Genomic DNA, 14,288 nt, shown 5'->3' with positions numbered 1-14,288 from the left:
GAATAGCGTTGCGGATGCGTGATGCGTCGGTCAGCCGGCGAGGCCGAGAAGCGCAGGTGCGGCGAGGGCGGCGAGCACACCACCGATGAGCGGCCCGACGACCGGGACCCACGAGTAGGACCAGTCGCTCGAGCCCTTGCCCTTGATGGGCAGGATGGCGTGAGCGATGCGCGGGCCGAGGTCACGGGCCGGGTTGATGGCGTATCCGGTGGGTCCACCGAGCGAGGCGCCGATCGCGACCACGAGCAGGGCGACCGGGAGGGCCGTGAGCGGTCCGAGGCCTCCGGGCGTGCCGACCTCGATGTCCCCGTAGTCGGCGAACGCGAAGATGACGAACACCAGCACGAACGTACCGATGACCTCGGTGACGAGGTTCCAGCCGTAGGAGCGGATGGCAGGACCGGTCGAGAAGACGCCGAGCTTGTTGGCAGCTTCCGGCTCCTCGTCGAAGTGCTGCTTGTACGCGAGCCAGACGAGCACGGCACCGAGAATGGCGCCGAGCAGTTCCGCGCCGGTCGCCGTGAGGAACATCACGAACGAGATCTTCCCTGCGACGAGCAGGCCGATGCCGACCGCGGGGTTGAGGATCGCACCGGAATAGGCGGAGACGAGCACACCGGCGAAGACCGCGAGGCCCCATCCCCAGTTGACCATCAGGAAGCCGCCGCCGAAGCCCTTGTTCTTCGCGAGCGCGACGTTGGCGACCACACCGCAACCGAGCAGGACCAGCATCGCTGTTCCGACCAGCTCCGACAGGAAGTAGAGACCGAGATTCACATCAGCCATGTCTTCATTGACCTTTCTTGAGTGCCGGGGCCCCTCTGCCCTGACACGTGGGGGGATTCACCGCGAGGAGGGCGGCGGTCGGAGTCCTCGTCAGCCGCGGGTGCGGGACGAGATGTGAAGTCCATGTCGTTCGTTCAGGAGCACACGTGTCTGCTCGAGTTCAGCATCCTGCCTCGAACGATCCCAACCGAGCAGCGGCGCCAGCGCGTCGGCGATCTCGTGCAGCACGTCGGCATCCGCATTCCCGATGAAAGCGATGCTGGTGCGCCGCAGGATCACGTCTTCCAGGCGCGCCACCATCTCGTTGTCGACCATCCACTCGAGCTCGCGCGTCGAGAGGTCGCCACCGGCGAGCGGCGCGTCGACGCCCTGCTCGATGTACTCCCACACCTGCGCGGCACGGGTGCCGTAGCGAGCGAGGAGACGCTCGGAGCGGTCACCGGCCCCGGGGAGGTTCTCTTGGATCCAGATGCGCTTGGCCTTCTCGGTGCGCGGGAAGTCGCGACCGCCGCCGATGGCGCGTCCGACCGTCGAGACCGTGCGCGTGCGATCGATGAGTCCGAGCACGATGTCGCTGAGCGACTCGCCGAGCGCGCGGAACGTCGTCCACTTGCCGCCGACCAGGCTCACGAGCGGCACCGCGCCCTTGTCGTCGACCTCGACGCGGTAGTCGCGCGACACGAATCCGGGGGCGGTGTCCTCATGCCGGGGCAGGGGACGGATGCCGGAGAACTTGTACACGATCTGATCGCGCGAGACCGGGATCTTCGGGAACACGTGGTGGATCAGCTCGAAGAAGTAGTCGACCTCCTCCTCGGTGCACACCGCGACGTCGCTCGGGTCGGCGTCGATGTCGGTGGTTCCGACCAGGACGCGTCCCTTGAGCGGGTAGATGAGCACGATGCGGCCGTCGAAGTGCTCGAAGAAGATCTCGCGCCCCTGCGTGGCCTCGAGGAGATCGGGGTGGTCGAGCACGATGTGCGAGCCCTTGGTCCCGCCCATGAAGCGGCTGTCTACGCCCAGGGCGTCGTTGGTGAGGTCCGTCCACGGCCCGGAGGCGTTGACGACCACGTCGGCCTGGATCGAGAACTCCGTGCCGCTCTCACGATCGTGCAGCACGACCTTGTCGCCGTCGCGGGAGATGGCCTCGACGTAGTTGAGCGCGCGCGCACCCGGGTGAGCAGCCAGACCGTCCTGGAGGACGTCGAGGGCGAGGCGCTCGGGGTCGTGCATCGAGGCGTCGTAGTACGTCGCGGTGTACTTGATGTTCGGGTCGAGCGAAGGCAGCTCGGTCAGAGACTTCTTGCGACCGAGGAACCGGTGGCGCGGGACCATGCCGCCGTCGCGGGAGAAGGTGTCGTAGATCGTCAGGCCGACCTTGATGAGGAACGCCCCGCGTTCCTGCGGCTTTCCGCTCTTGTGCGTCAGGAACCGCAGGGGTGCCGAGAGGATGCCGGAGAAGGTCGAGTAGATCGGGATCGTCGTCTGCAGCGGCTTGACGTAGTGCGGAGCGATCTTGAGGAGGCCGTTGCGCTCCTGGACGGACTCGCGCACGAGGCGGAACTCGCCGTTCTCCAGATAGCGGATGCCGCCGTGGATCATATGGCTCGATGCGGCGGACGCACCCGAGGCGAAGTCTCCCCGTTCGACGAGGAGCACGTCCACACCCTGGAGAGCCAGGTCTCGGAACGCGGAGATCCCATTGATCCCACCGCCGATGACGAGGACGCTGGTGCGTGCGGATTCGCGGATCTCGCGGACCTCGGTCCGCTCCGCCGATGAGTGTGCCGAATCGTTCATTCTCGAACTCTCTTCCTTGCTTGCCCCCAGCATCGACCTCCACGCCCATCGCGCGCAACCCCACTGCACATATGTGCAAGGATCGGGAGGGAGGAGGGTGCCATGGCCGGTCCCGGCGCAGAATCCCGCGATGCCAAGCTGATCGCGGCGCTCACCGCGGCGCAGCTCTACTACATGCAGGACAAGACCATGGAGGTCATCGCGCGCGAACTGCGCACATCGCGTTCCTCCGTCTCCCGCCTCCTGAGCTTCGCGCGCGAGAGCGGACTCGTCGACATCCGCATCAACTCACCCCTCGAGCGGCTGGGGATGCTGGAGCAGCGCATCCGCGACAGGCACCACGTCGCAGCGCATGTGGTCCCGATGCCGGAGATCGTCAGCGAGGTCGAGCGCCTCGAACGGGTCGCGCTGACCGCGGGACGACTGCTGTCCCAGTTCGTCGACTCCAACATGATCATCGGCGTCGCGTGGGGATCGACGATCAGCGCTGTGAGCCGCGGGCTCACCCAGAAGGAGACGCACAACACGACGTTCGTGCAGCTCAACGGTGCGGGCAACACCCAGACGAGCGGTGTCGAGTACTCGAGCGACATCCTGCAGCGCTTCGGGAGTGCCTTCGGCGCCCAGGTGCAGCAGTTCCCGGTGCCCGCCTTCTTCGACGATCCCGCCACGCGTGAGGCGATGTGGCGGGAGCGGAGCACGCGTCGCGTGCTCGATCTCCAGGCGAAGATGGACATCGCGGTGTTCAGTCTCGGATCTCCCGCCGCCGAGGTTCCGAGTCGCGTCTACGTCGGCGGATACCTCGGCCGGGAGGACTATCGGAGCCTGCGCGAGGACCACGCGATCGGCGATGTTGCGACGGTGTTCTTCCGCGCAGACGGCACCTGGCGCGATATCCGAGTCAATGCGCGAGCGACGGGGCCGGGACTCGATCGGCTTCGACGCGTGCCTCGCCGAGTCTGCGTGGTCTCCGGCATCCCGAAGCTCGTCAGCCTGCGAGCAGCGATCGCAGCCGAGCTCATCACGGACGTCGTGCTGGACGAGGGCCTCGCCCGCCGACTCGTAGAGGACTGAGGCCTACGGCTGCTCCGTCGATGACTCCGGTCCGGATCGGAACTCCCGGATCAGGTGATGCACGACCGCGGCCAGGTCGCCGCCCGTGGCGTTCGCCATGACGAGCTGCCGCTCGTAGCTGGCCCCGTTCTCGAGTGTCGTGGCATTGCTGGATAATTCGCGAAGGCAGCCGAGTTCGAGGGCGACTGGCGCGAGCTCCTCGAGAACCTCGGCGAGGTGCTCGCGCACCGGGCGCTGCGTGCCGTCCGCGTCGACGATGACTCGCGCGTCGAGGCCGTAGCGCGCCGCGCGCCACTTGTTCTCCCGGTGGAACCACGCCGGCATCTCGGGGAGTGAGCGTCCTTCGTCGAGTTGGCGCGAGAAGTGCTCGACGAGCACCTGGGTGAGCGCGGTGACGGCGGCGAGCTCGGGAAGCGTCGACATCCCGTCGCAGGCCCGTACCTCGATCGTCCCCCAGCGGGGCGCCGGCCGAATGTCCCAGCGCACCTCGGTCGCGTCCGCCATGACGCCGGTGCGCACCATGTCGTCCAGGTACGACTCGTACTCGGACCACTCGCGCAGCGGCCACGGCAGCCCGGCTGTCGGGAGCTGCTGGAAAACGAGCGCGCGGTTCGAGGCGTACCCCGTGCGTTCGCCGGCCCAGTACGGACTCGATGCCGACAGCGACTGCAGGTGGGGGAGGAAGCCGGAAAGGGCATTGATGATCGGGAAGACCTTCCGCTGGTCCTCGACGCCGATGTGCACGTGGATGCCCCAGATCATCATGTTCCGGCCCCACCACTGCGTGCGCTCGATGAGCTTGTGGTACCGGGTCTTGTCGGTGACCTGCTGGTCGTACCACTGCGCGAACGGGTGGCTCCCGGCGGAGAGCAGCTCGATGCCCGCCGGATCGGTAGCCGTGCGGACCGCCGTGATCGCGTTGGCGATGTCATCGATCGCGTGGGCGACGGAGTCGCCGATCCCGCTCGTGACCTCGATCGTGTTGGTGAGCAGCTCACCAGTCACCGTGTGTCGTTCGCTCTCGCTCTCCGCTTCCAGGGCATCCAGCAGTTCCGGGGCACGACCGACGAGGTCGCCGCTCACGGGGTCGGCGAGCATGATCTCCCACTCGATACCGACGGTGGAGCGGGCTGAAGAGGCGAATTCGAGCTTCACGAGCACAGTCTGACATGCACGCGCCCCGACACGATCAGCGCTGTTTCCCCGCGTTTCGCGCCTGGGGCGGGCATCTGGCAGAATAGAAGGTCGGACGACCTGCTCGACCCTCTATCCAGCTGTCGTCCACCCATTGAGCTTCCGCCGGGTGTGCACCCCACGCTCCAGGCGATCAGTTCCTTCCTTCCACACAATTCAGGAGAATCGTGGCTGTAAAGATTCGTCTCAAGCGCCTGGGCAAGATCCGCGCGCCGTACTACCGCATCGTCGTCGCCGACTCGAAGACCAAGCGCGACGGTCGCGTGATCGAGGAGATCGGCAAGTACCACCCCACCGAGGAGCCCTCCTTCATCGAGGTCGACTCCGACCGCGCGCAGTACTGGCTCTCCGTCGGCGCGCAGCCGACCGAGCAGGTCGCCGCGATCCTCAAGATCACGGGCGACTGGGGCAAGTTCAAGGGTGACGCTGACGCGAAGTCCACGCTCAAGGTCAAGGAGCCCAAGGCTCCGTTCGAGATCGACGGGTCCAAGAAGTCGGTCGTCAAGCCCAAGGTCGAGAAGAAGGTGGAGACTCCCGCTGAGGCTCCCGCCGCTTCGACCGACGCGGAGGCCGCTGAGGCTCCCGCCGCCGACGCAGAGTAATTCGCCGTGCTCGCCGCCGCGCTCGAACACATCGTCAAGGGGATCGTCGATCACCCCGAGGATGTCCGCATCAACGAATCCACGTCGCCGCGAGGCGACCTCCTCGAGGTGCGCGTGCACCCCGATGACCGTGGACGCGTGATCGGGCGCGGCGGCCGCACCGCGAAGGCCCTTCGCACTCTCGTCAGCGCGCTGGCCGACGGGCGCCGCGTGCGCGTCGATGTCGCGGACGACTGACGTGGTGCCGAAAGACCGCAATCAGGGCAAGAATCAGCTGCGCGTCGGGCGTCTCGTCAAGGCCCATGGCCTGAAGGGCGCCCTCAAGCTCGAGCTGTACACCGACAACCCGGAGCGACGATTCGTCCCCGGAGCCGCCTTCACGTTGCAGGTGCCCGAGGCATCGCCGTGGCACGGCAAGAACGTCACCGTCCGCGAGTACCGCGTCATGAACGGCAACCCCGTCGTGTTCTTCGACGACGTCGACGACCGCGAGGGCGCCGAGACCCTGGTCAAGGCGATCCTCTGGATCGATCACGACGAGGACGAGGTCGAGGACGACGCGTGGTTCGACCACCAGCTCGTCGGACTGGACGTGGTCCGCGACGGAACGGTCATCGGCCGCGTCGCGCGCGTCGAGCACTTCCCGGCGCAGGATCTCCTCATCGTCAACCCTGCAGGCTCGGGGAGCGTGACCGAGATCATGGTGCCATTCGTGTCGGCGATTGTGCCGACCGTCGACATCGCGAACGGGAGGGTCATCGTGACACCGCCCCCCGGACTCTTCGAAGAGCTGCCGGATGCCGCGGCAGAAGAGGCTTCGGACGCCGACGCGTCCGAGTGACCGCGGATACGGTTACCCCGTGCGCATCGACGTCCTCTCGATCTTCCCGCCGTACTTCGACGGACTGACTCTCTCTCTGCTCGGCAAGGCACGCGACGCCGGAATCCTCGACATGCACGTGCATGATCTGCGGGACTGGACATCCGATCGTCACCGCACCGTTGACGACACGCCTTACGGCGGCGGTGCCGGCATGGTCATGAAGCCCGAGCCGTGGGGGTTGGCTCTCGACGAGCTGGCGACGGCGTCAGCGAGCGGCGAGTCGCCGACCATCATCTTCCCGTCGCCTGCCGGTGAGGTCTTCACCCAGGCGACGGCGCGACAGCTCTCCTCGCGTGATCATCTGATCTTCGGCTGCGGCCGCTACGAGGGCATCGACGAACGCGTCTTCGAGTACGCCGCCGACCTCGGCGGGGTCCGTCTCATCAGCCTCGGCGACTACGTCCTCAACGGGGGAGAGGTCGCCACGATGGCCATGATCGAGGCCATCGGCCGCCTGATCCCCGGCGTCGTCGGCAATCCCGAGAGCCTTGTCGAGGAGAGCCACGAGGACGGTCTGCTCGAATACCCCTCCTACACCAAGCCGGCGGTCTGGCGCGACCGCTCTGTGCCCGACGTGCTGCTGAGCGGTCATCACGCCGCGATCGCATCGTGGCGCCACGAGCAACAGCTCGAGAGGACCCGTCGACGTCGGCCGGACCTGCTTCCTGCCGACGAGCACACCGAGTCCTGAGGCCCCCCGACATCCACTCAGAGGATTCGCTCGACGCCGCCCGCGATCTCGAAGACGACGCCCAGCGGATGCCGGAGCGAGAGCGCGGCGGCGGCGTCGAGACCGCGGAGTTCAGCCCTCAGCATCCGACCGATCATCTCGTGGCTGACAAGAAGAGGGGCCCCGGTCGATGCCCAGCCGCAGCTGCTGAGCGCTTTGCGCGCACGGGCACGGGCCTGGGCATAGCTCTCGCCGCCGGGAAACACCCACCCGTAGCGGTTGGCGGCACGCTCCTCTCTGGCCCCGGGGAAGTTCTGGTCGATCTCGTCCCAGGTCATCCCGGCCAGATCCCCATGATCGATCTCGGCCAGATCCGGCACGACGATGAGGTCGGCACCGAGTCGATCGGCGATGATCTCGGCGGTCGTTCGAGCCCTGCCCAAGGGACTCGTGCAGATCGTGGTCACCCCGGAGGTGACCAGATGCTCCGCCATCGCTCTGGCCTGGGCGATGCCGTCGGCGGTGAGCCGCGAGTCGAGCTGACCCTGGAGCCGGTGTTCGAGATTCCAACTCGACTGGCCGTGACGGGCCAGGAAGAGCCGCTCCGGCACGTGGCGGTCCTGCGGAATCATGGACCCAGGATGGCACAGCGCCGACGAATCTGCGGGGGAGCCGCCCGGCTGCGCTGATAGCGTCGGAGCATGGTCGACGAAGTTCTTGCCCGGTCGTTCGAGAACATCGGCGACGAGTACGACCGCTACCGTCCCGGCTTCCCGCCGCAGGCTGCGAAGATCATCATTCCGTCTCCGGTCGACTCCGTGCTCGACCTCGGCGCCGGCACGGGCAAGTTCACTCGGCTTCTCCAGAAGCATGCTCAGCGGGTCATCGCCGTCGAGCCGTCCGTACCGATGATGTCGGTGCTGCAGCGGACGCTTCCGGGTGTCGATGCCAGGCGAGGCACGGCCGAGAGCATTCCCTCGGCGGATTCCTCGGTCGACGCGGTGACCGTCGCGCAGGCCTTCCACTGGTTCGATCGCGATTCTGCCTGCGCGGAGATCGCTCGTGTGCTGGTGCCGGGAGGAACGCTCGGCCTCGTCTGGAACCGCCCGGACCCGACGTGCGCCTGGGACCTGGCCTGCCATCGCATCGCGCATCCCGCGGTGAGCGAGACCGATGCCACGGCTGACACCGCCGCTGAGGAGTTGCCCGGATTCACTCTCGTGCGACAGGAGCAGGTGCGATGGGTGGAGCACATCACGCGAGACCACTACGTCCGACGCTGGTCGACGATCAGCAGCGTGATCGTTGCGGAACAGGATCGGCGCGACGAGATGCTCGCGGCCGTCGACGACGTCCTCGACGCCGCGCCCCAGACCAGCGGGCTGCCGGAGTTCGAACTGCCGCATCTCACCGACGTGTTCGTCTACCGCCGGTCATGAGGATCTGGTCGCTGCATCCGCAGTATCTGGATCGACAGGGGCTGGTCGCAGGCTGGCGTGAGGCACTGCTCGCGCAGGCGGTCTTGGCGGAGCGGACTCGAGGGTACCGGGCGCACCCGCAGCTCGAGCGTTTCCGCGCCGCGACGTCGCCGGTCGACCAGATCGGCGCCTATCTCGCGGTGCTCGCCGACGAGGCGGACGTGCGCGGCTATCGGTTCGATCGCTCGCGCATCGACCGGGTCGGCGCGGTGCCGATCGAACGGCTCTCGGTGACGACCGGGCAGCTCGCGCTGGAGTGGGAGCACCTGCGCGTCAAGCTCACCGAACGCAGCCCCGAGGTGTGGCGACGATGGAGCGGTGTGGCCGTCCCCGCTCCTCACCCGCTGTTCGCAGTGGTCGACGGGCCGATCGCCTCCTGGGAGCGCACACCGTCGCCCTCATGAGCGCGCCCGTCAGCCGACGCCGAGGAACGAACGATCGGTCAGGATTATCGGGCCGTTCTCGGTGATGGCGATCGTGTGCTCCGAGTGCGCGCCGCGCGAGCCGTCGACGCTCCGCAGCGTCCAGCCGTCGGGGTCGGTGACCAGCTCGTCCGTCGTCGCCAGCAGCCAGGGCTCAAGCGCGAGGACGAGTCCGGAACGCAGCGGGAATCCTCGTCCCGCGCGACCGTCGTTGGGAACATGAGGGTCGCCGTGCATCGTGCGGCCGACGCCGTGGCCGCCGAAGTCGGTGTTGATCGAGTAGCCCTCGCCGTGTGCGATCTCGGCGACGGCCGCCGAGATGTCGCCGATGCGGTTCCCCACGACCGACGCGGCGATCGCGGCGTCCAGCGCGCGCTCGGTGGTGTCGATGAGGCGGAGGTCTTCATCGCGCGGAGTCCCGACGACGAACGACACAGCGGAGTCGGCGACCCAGCCGTCGACGGCAACCGCGAAGTCGAGGGTCACGAGGTCGCCGTCGCGCAGGGTGTGGTCGAAGGGGAGACCGTGCAGGACGGCATCGTTGACCGAGGTGCAGATGACCTTCCCGAAGGGGCTCGCGCCGAAGGACGGGTGGTAGTCGATGTAGCAGGACTCGGCGCCGGCCTTGCGGATCAGGTCATGCGCCCGGCGGTCGATCGAGAGCAGGTTCGTCCCGACCTTCGTCTCATCTCGGAGTGTCGCCAGGGTCTCGGCGACGAAACGTCCGGCAGCGCGCATCTCGTCGATCTCGGCAGGGGTGCGCAGTTCGATCATCGGGTGTCCTCTCGTCTTCTCCATTCTCCCTGATGGGATGACCCCGGTCCTCGCGCGCTGACAGCGAACACCGGGGCGAGCGCCGCGCGGGCGACGTACGATCTGAGCATGTGGTTGCGTCAGGCCTTCTTCCGCTGGCTCTTGCCGGCCGCGTTCGTGCTGCCCCTGTGGCTGCTGGTCGGATGGGGCGTCTTCCAGGGCGGCTGGTCCATCCTCTGGGTGCTGTTCATCGCAATCCCCTCCGTCTTGATCGGGCAGCTGCTCCTCACGCTTCTGACGCGATCGCGTCCGTCGGTGCGGATCGAGCGAGCCGTTTCCTGGTGGGACGTGGCGGGCTTCACACTGTGGCACGGCCTCACCATCGCTGTCGGGTTCTTCATCGACGGCGCATTCGGATGGTTGTTGACGGCTGCGATCGTCGTCGGGATCGCACTCTTCTGGCTGCAGCTCTGGCAGCTGTGGAACGAGGCGAAGGGCAGCGGAACCCGTTTGCGCGAGACCATCTCGTGGTCGACCATCCCTGCGCCGGATGAGCAGGCTCCGCCGACTCGCGCGCACGAGGTCATCGTGCTCCGGGAGACCGAGAACCGCGACTGACGCGGCGTTTTGGCCGCGGGCGGCATCCGTGGCAGAATGATCCTTTGTGCCGTGACCGGCTCTGCCACAGGGGAGTCCGCGGACGCGTCAGCGCCGTACGGCACATCCCTTTCTTGTTCCTTCCGAAAACATGCATCCGACCTGTGGCGAGTGCAGAGAGAGACGATCATGCAGATCCTCGACGCTGTCGACGCGGCATCACTCCGCTCCGACATCCCCGACTTCAACCCCGGTGACAACGTGAAGGTTCACGTGAACATCACCGAGGGCAACCGCTCCCGTATCCAGGTCTTCCAGGGCGTCGTCATCGGCCGCCAGGGCGACGGCGTGCGTGAGACCTTCTGCGTCCGCAAGATCAGCTTCCAGGTGGGCGTCGAGCGCACCTTCCCGGTGCACTCGCCGGTGATCGACCACATCGAGGTCGTCACCCGCGGTGACGTGCGGCGCGCGAAGCTCTACTACCTCCGCCAGCTCCGTGGCAAGAAGGCGAAGATCAAGGAGAAGCGCGACCGCTGAGTCGCAGCAACTCTTCAAGGACCACCTTCCGACATGGAAGGTGGTCCTTTTCGTCACCTCGGTGGACGGGCTGCTAGGGGTTCTGTCGCCCGTGTCCCAGATCCGGGCGAAGTGGCCCCCCGCGCTTCTCGCTTCCCTGAAGAGAGTGGTCGGATCACGTGAATGACGATGCACAGCGCCCGCACAGTGGGTTCCGGATTCTCGGATCCCGAATCGGAGCATCCCTCGCCGTGACCGGCGCCATGGTGGCCACACTGCTCGTTGGAGCTTTCCCGGCGCCGCAGCCGAACCTGGCTCGCCCGCGGACCATCCGATCGTCGTGGTGGTCGGAATCGGAGATGAGCAGCCGGTCACCGCTACGCGTGATCAGCTGCAGGCTTAGGTGGAGAGTCAGATCGAAACCCTTCGCGCGTACTGGTTCGAGCAGAGCGAGGGCAAGATCGACATCCGTCTGGAATCGGTCGTCTTCCTCGACGTCGACGATGACGGCGCGACAGACATCGGACCGTGCGACTACGACGACGGCGGCAGCCGCCGGAGGGCGGCCCAGACCGAGTCCGGATGGTCCGGCGGGCCACGCCGCCACCTGTTCGTCTCAACGTCGGCGGGTGCAGCGGCGGGTCCGGCACGGGGTCGTGGAGTGGGAACAACACCGCGAACTCGGGCGGGTGGTTCCTGGTCAACCAGCCGTTCGACGGTCCGCGCAACGTAGCGATCGCCCACGAGTTCGGCCACAACATCGGAAACGGGCACGCAAAAGTCTTCGTCTGCGTCTGCAGGCGGTGAGCCGAGACCCCGTCGCATGGGATCTCGATGGTGATGGTGATTTCAGCGATGCTGCAGGAGCAGACGTGACCCTCTCATGGCAGCAGCTCGTAGCGCTCGGAGTCGACGACGGCCCGTTCGTCGGTAGCGTCACAGCGCGCTTCGACGCCGCTCCGGCATCCGATGTCTCGGCGATCTCTCGGTGACGAACGCTGCGCCACGCGTGGTGAGCGACCCGCCGTCGTCCGCCGTCGCCGGAGAGGTTGTCACCATCGGTCTGAGCGCAGCGGACCCCTCTCCGGCCGACGCGTCGGCCGGCTTCGAGTTCCGCGTGGACTGGGGTGATGGCTCCGAGATCGAGACCGTGCGCGGTTCGGCTGATGTTCGACTCACGCACACGTACGAGGTCGCTGGAGCCTATTCGCTCAGCTTCACGGCGATCGACGTGGACGGAGCAGCCTCGACCCCGCTGGTCGACACGCTCTCCGTCACCGCCGGTCCGGCATCCGGAAACGGCGTGAGCGTCGGTGACGCGCAGGACCGCGGCCGTGGAGGCAGGGGAGCGCTGGACGGGAGGCGCGGATCTCATCACCACTGCGGTGACGGGTGCAGCCGTGCAGTCGGTCGGGATGGCCTTGCTCGTTCGCCGCAGGTACAGGCGCAGCGTGCGCCCTTGACCGCGGACCCGGACGATCCGGGACCCGTCATCGCTGTTCCCGAACGCGCCGCCGCAGCGCGCACTTCCTCGTGTCGTGTTGTGCTCCGATGGGGCACGGATGTGCGAACCTTGAGGGGTCCGCGATCTCTGCGGTGCAAGATTGCGAAGGAACCTGATGACCGAATCCCCGTCCGCGCCCGCGCCCGCGTCCGCGTCCAGGCGCCGCAGAGGGTTCCTCGTCTTCCTCCGCGACGTCCTTGTCATCATTCTGATCGCCGCGCTGGTCTCGTTCGTCGTGAAGTCCTTCGTCGTGCGATCGTTCTACATCCCCTCCGCCTCGATGGAGCGCACGCTCCTCGTCAACGATCGGATCCTCGTGGACGAGCTCACGCCGCGGTGGACCGGTTACGAGCGTGGTGACGTCGTGGTCTTCAAGGATCCGGGCGGCTGGCTGGACGCGCAGTCGCAGACGCCCCCGCAGCCGCCTCTCATCGAGGCGGTCGACTGGGTGCTGAACTTCGTCGGGATCTCGGCGACGGATTCTCAGGACCACCTCGTCAAGCGGGTTATCGGCGTCGCTGGGGACCGGGTCGTCTGCTGCAACGCGCTCGGACAGATCACCATCAACGGTGCGCCGATCGATGAGCTCGGCTACCTCAACCTCCCCGACGGCGACACGGCGGCGTCGAACGAGCCGTTCGACGTCGTGGTTCCCGAGGCGTCGGTCTGGTTGCTCGGCGACAATCGCGATCGTTCGAGGGACTCGCGGGCGCACCAGGAGTTGCCCAGCGGAGGATTCGTCCCGCTCGCGAACATCGTCGGAAGAGCCTTCCTCACCACATGGCCGCTCGATCGAATGGGAGCCATCGACGGCCACCACGAGATCTTCAACGGGGTTCCGGATCCGGAATGACCGTCGCCACGCCGAAGCTCACCTTGGAGCGCAGGCTCCTGGGCGAGTGCGAGCTGATCATCTCCCTCGACGAGGTCGGTCGCGGAGCGCTGGCCGGTCCGGTCGCTGTCGGCGCCGCCGTGATGGATGCCGCAGGGGCGCGCCGGAGGGTCCCCGAGGGCCTTCGCGACTCCAAGCTCGTGACCGAGAAGCGCAGACCTGATGTCGCGGCGCGCGCGGCGGCGTGGGTTCAGGCCTCTGCGGTCGGGTGGGCGACCGCGGCGGAGATCGACGAGGGCGGGATCATGCGCGCTCTCGGGCTAGCCGCATCTCGCGCCGTCCAGGCCGTGGTCGACCAGGGCGTCGTCGTCGAGAACGCCCTCGTCCTGCTGGACGGCAATCATGACTACGTCTCGCGCGTGCATCCCGTTCCGCTGCGTGTGCGACCCGTCATCAAGGCCGATCGAGACTGCGCTTCGGTGTCGGCGGCATCCGTCATCGCCAAGGTGGCGCGCGACGGCCTGATGGCCGAACTCCACGAGAGCCATCGCGACTATCAGTGGGATCGCAACAAGGGGTACGCGAGTCTCGAGCATCGCGAGGCCATCCGCACGGTCGGGCTGTCGCCCTTCCACCGATCGTCGTGGGCCATCAGCGACGCTCCCACGCTGTTCTGATCGGCGGGCGGTTCTCGATCGCGGATGCCGCGTCGTGCGTCGAGCGACTCTAGGATGGACACATCATGGATGAGGAAGCCTTCGACGATTACGACCGCGAGCTCGAGCTGGCTCTGTTCCGTGAATACCGGGACGTCGTGTCCCAGTTCCAGTACGTGGTCGAGACCGAGCGCCGGTTCTATCTGGCGAACGAGGTCAATGTCGTCCGCCGCGACACCGAGCACGATTTCTACTTCGAGATCTCGATGACCGACGTGTGGGTGTGGGACATCTACCGCGCCGACCGCTTCGTCAAGGCCGTCCGTGTGCTGACGTTCAAGGATGTCAACGTCGAGGAGCTGCAGCGCCGCGAGTTCGAGCTGCCGCAGGAACTCTCGCTCGACGGGGAGTGACTGCGGGACCTTCCCTCCACAGGTAGGCACTTCTGAGCCGTTCTCCGAGCTTCCGCGGAACGAGCTGATCGCGATGCTCATCGGTCCGAACTCGGGCGCATGCTGTGG

General features: G+C 66.9%; 17 protein-coding genes and 1 pseudogene. 13 read left to right on the top strand and 5 right to left on the bottom strand.

The features are described from left to right. Window positions 1-30 precede the first annotated feature (30 nt). Both RS85_RS15085 and RS85_RS15080 read right to left on the bottom strand, forming a co-directional pair. Window positions 31-786 carry an MIP/aquaporin family protein gene (locus tag RS85_RS15085; protein WP_046014296.1) on the bottom strand — a complete coding sequence of 252 codons (756 nt, stop codon included), beginning with the start codon at window positions 784-786 and terminating at the stop codon, window positions 31-33. A gap of 90 nt (window positions 787-876) precedes the next feature. Next, the gene (locus tag RS85_RS15080; protein ID WP_046014295.1) at window positions 877-2,586 is read right to left on the bottom strand and encodes a glycerol-3-phosphate dehydrogenase/oxidase; all 1,710 of its coding nucleotides are present in this window, start codon (window positions 2,584-2,586) and stop codon (window positions 877-879) included. Between the two features lie 102 nt (window positions 2,587-2,688). On the opposite strand from RS85_RS15080, the gene RS85_RS15075 reads away from it, so the two are divergent. Further along, entirely contained in the window at window positions 2,689-3,660 is a 972-nt protein-coding gene (locus RS85_RS15075) for a sugar-binding transcriptional regulator (RefSeq protein ID WP_046014294.1), read from the top strand. Between the two features lie 3 nt (window positions 3,661-3,663). Here the strand turns inward: RS85_RS15075 and RS85_RS15070 are convergent, their stop codons facing one another. Next, entirely contained in the window at window positions 3,664-4,815 is a 1,152-nt protein-coding gene (locus RS85_RS15070) for a glutamate--cysteine ligase (RefSeq protein WP_046014512.1), read from the bottom strand. Window positions 4,816-5,021: 206 nt separating this feature from the next. Between RS85_RS15070 and rpsP the strand changes: the two genes are divergently transcribed. The 4 genes from rpsP to trmD are packed head-to-tail and all read left to right on the top strand — an operon-like array spanning window position 5,022 to window position 7,030. Next, complete coding sequence (rpsP, locus tag RS85_RS15065; RefSeq protein WP_046014293.1) at window positions 5,022-5,456, top strand: 30S ribosomal protein S16; 435 nt, start codon at window positions 5,022-5,024, stop codon at window positions 5,454-5,456. A 6-nt stretch (window positions 5,457-5,462) separates the two neighbouring features. Further along, on the top strand, window positions 5,463-5,693 hold the full coding sequence (locus RS85_RS15060) for an RNA-binding protein (RefSeq protein ID WP_017830729.1): 231 nt from the start codon (window positions 5,463-5,465) through the stop codon (window positions 5,691-5,693). Beyond that, the gene (gene rimM, locus RS85_RS15055) at window positions 5,677-6,297 is read left to right on the top strand and encodes a ribosome maturation factor RimM (protein WP_046014292.1); all 621 of its coding nucleotides are present in this window, start codon (window positions 5,677-5,679) and stop codon (window positions 6,295-6,297) included. Before RS85_RS15060 ends, rimM begins: the two co-directional genes overlap by 17 nt. A gap of 19 nt (window positions 6,298-6,316) precedes the next feature. Further along, a complete protein-coding gene (gene trmD, locus RS85_RS15050) occupies window positions 6,317-7,030 on the top strand; it encodes a tRNA (guanosine(37)-N1)-methyltransferase TrmD (protein ID WP_046014291.1) in 714 nt (237 codons plus the stop codon). Between the two features lie 17 nt (window positions 7,031-7,047). Here the strand turns inward: trmD and RS85_RS15045 are convergent, their stop codons facing one another. Further along, window positions 7,048-7,641: a histidine phosphatase family protein gene (locus RS85_RS15045; protein ID WP_235282455.1), complete on the bottom strand. Its 594-nt coding sequence runs from the start codon at window positions 7,639-7,641 to the stop codon at window positions 7,048-7,050. A gap of 69 nt (window positions 7,642-7,710) precedes the next feature. On the opposite strand from RS85_RS15045, the gene RS85_RS19100 reads away from it, so the two are divergent. Both RS85_RS19100 and RS85_RS15035 read left to right on the top strand, forming a co-directional pair. After that, on the top strand, window positions 7,711-8,448 hold the full coding sequence (locus RS85_RS19100) for a class I SAM-dependent methyltransferase (protein WP_052703596.1): 738 nt from the start codon (window positions 7,711-7,713) through the stop codon (window positions 8,446-8,448). Further along, window positions 8,445-8,891 (top strand): pyrimidine dimer DNA glycosylase/endonuclease V, encoded by a 447-nt coding sequence (locus RS85_RS15035; protein WP_046014289.1) that lies wholly within the window; start codon window positions 8,445-8,447, stop codon window positions 8,889-8,891. The genes RS85_RS19100 and RS85_RS15035 overlap by 4 nt, the downstream gene beginning before the upstream one ends. 9 nt (window positions 8,892-8,900) lie before the next feature. Here the strand turns inward: RS85_RS15035 and map are convergent, their stop codons facing one another. Beyond that, complete coding sequence (map, locus tag RS85_RS15030; protein ID WP_046014288.1) at window positions 8,901-9,683, bottom strand: type I methionyl aminopeptidase; 783 nt, start codon at window positions 9,681-9,683, stop codon at window positions 8,901-8,903. A gap of 108 nt (window positions 9,684-9,791) precedes the next feature. Here map and RS85_RS15025 point away from each other — a divergent pair, with 108 nt between their 5' ends. From RS85_RS15025 to RS85_RS15005, 6 genes and pseudogenes are all read left to right on the top strand, one after another. Beyond that, on the top strand, window positions 9,792-10,280 hold the full coding sequence (locus RS85_RS15025) for a hypothetical protein (protein WP_046014287.1): 489 nt from the start codon (window positions 9,792-9,794) through the stop codon (window positions 10,278-10,280). Between the two features lie 168 nt (window positions 10,281-10,448). Then, a complete protein-coding gene (gene rplS / locus RS85_RS15020) occupies window positions 10,449-10,796 on the top strand; it encodes a 50S ribosomal protein L19 (RefSeq protein ID WP_046014510.1) in 348 nt (115 codons plus the stop codon). Window positions 10,797-11,763: 967 nt separating this feature from the next. Beyond that, window positions 11,764-12,024, top strand: a pseudogene (locus RS85_RS20250) (PKD domain-containing protein); the annotation flags it as partial. A 370-nt stretch (window positions 12,025-12,394) separates the two neighbouring features. After that, window positions 12,395-13,132 carry a signal peptidase I gene (lepB, locus tag RS85_RS15015; protein WP_046014286.1) on the top strand — a complete coding sequence of 246 codons (738 nt, stop codon included), beginning with the start codon at window positions 12,395-12,397 and terminating at the stop codon, window positions 13,130-13,132. Next, the gene (locus tag RS85_RS15010; RefSeq protein WP_046014285.1) at window positions 13,129-13,788 is read left to right on the top strand and encodes a ribonuclease HII; all 660 of its coding nucleotides are present in this window, start codon (window positions 13,129-13,131) and stop codon (window positions 13,786-13,788) included. The genes lepB and RS85_RS15010 overlap by 4 nt, the downstream gene beginning before the upstream one ends. A 65-nt stretch (window positions 13,789-13,853) precedes the next feature. Then, complete coding sequence (locus RS85_RS15005; RefSeq protein WP_017830719.1) at window positions 13,854-14,180, top strand: DUF2469 family protein; 327 nt, start codon at window positions 13,854-13,856, stop codon at window positions 14,178-14,180. The last annotated feature ends 108 nt before the right edge of the window (window positions 14,181-14,288 follow it).

It is taken from the genome of Microbacterium sp. SA39, from assembly GCF_000967865.1.
Classification (GTDB): Bacteria; Actinomycetota; Actinomycetes; order Actinomycetales; family Microbacteriaceae; genus Microbacterium.
Note: the sequence above shows the minus strand (reverse complement) of the source record. Positions and strands in the feature narration are given on the sequence as shown.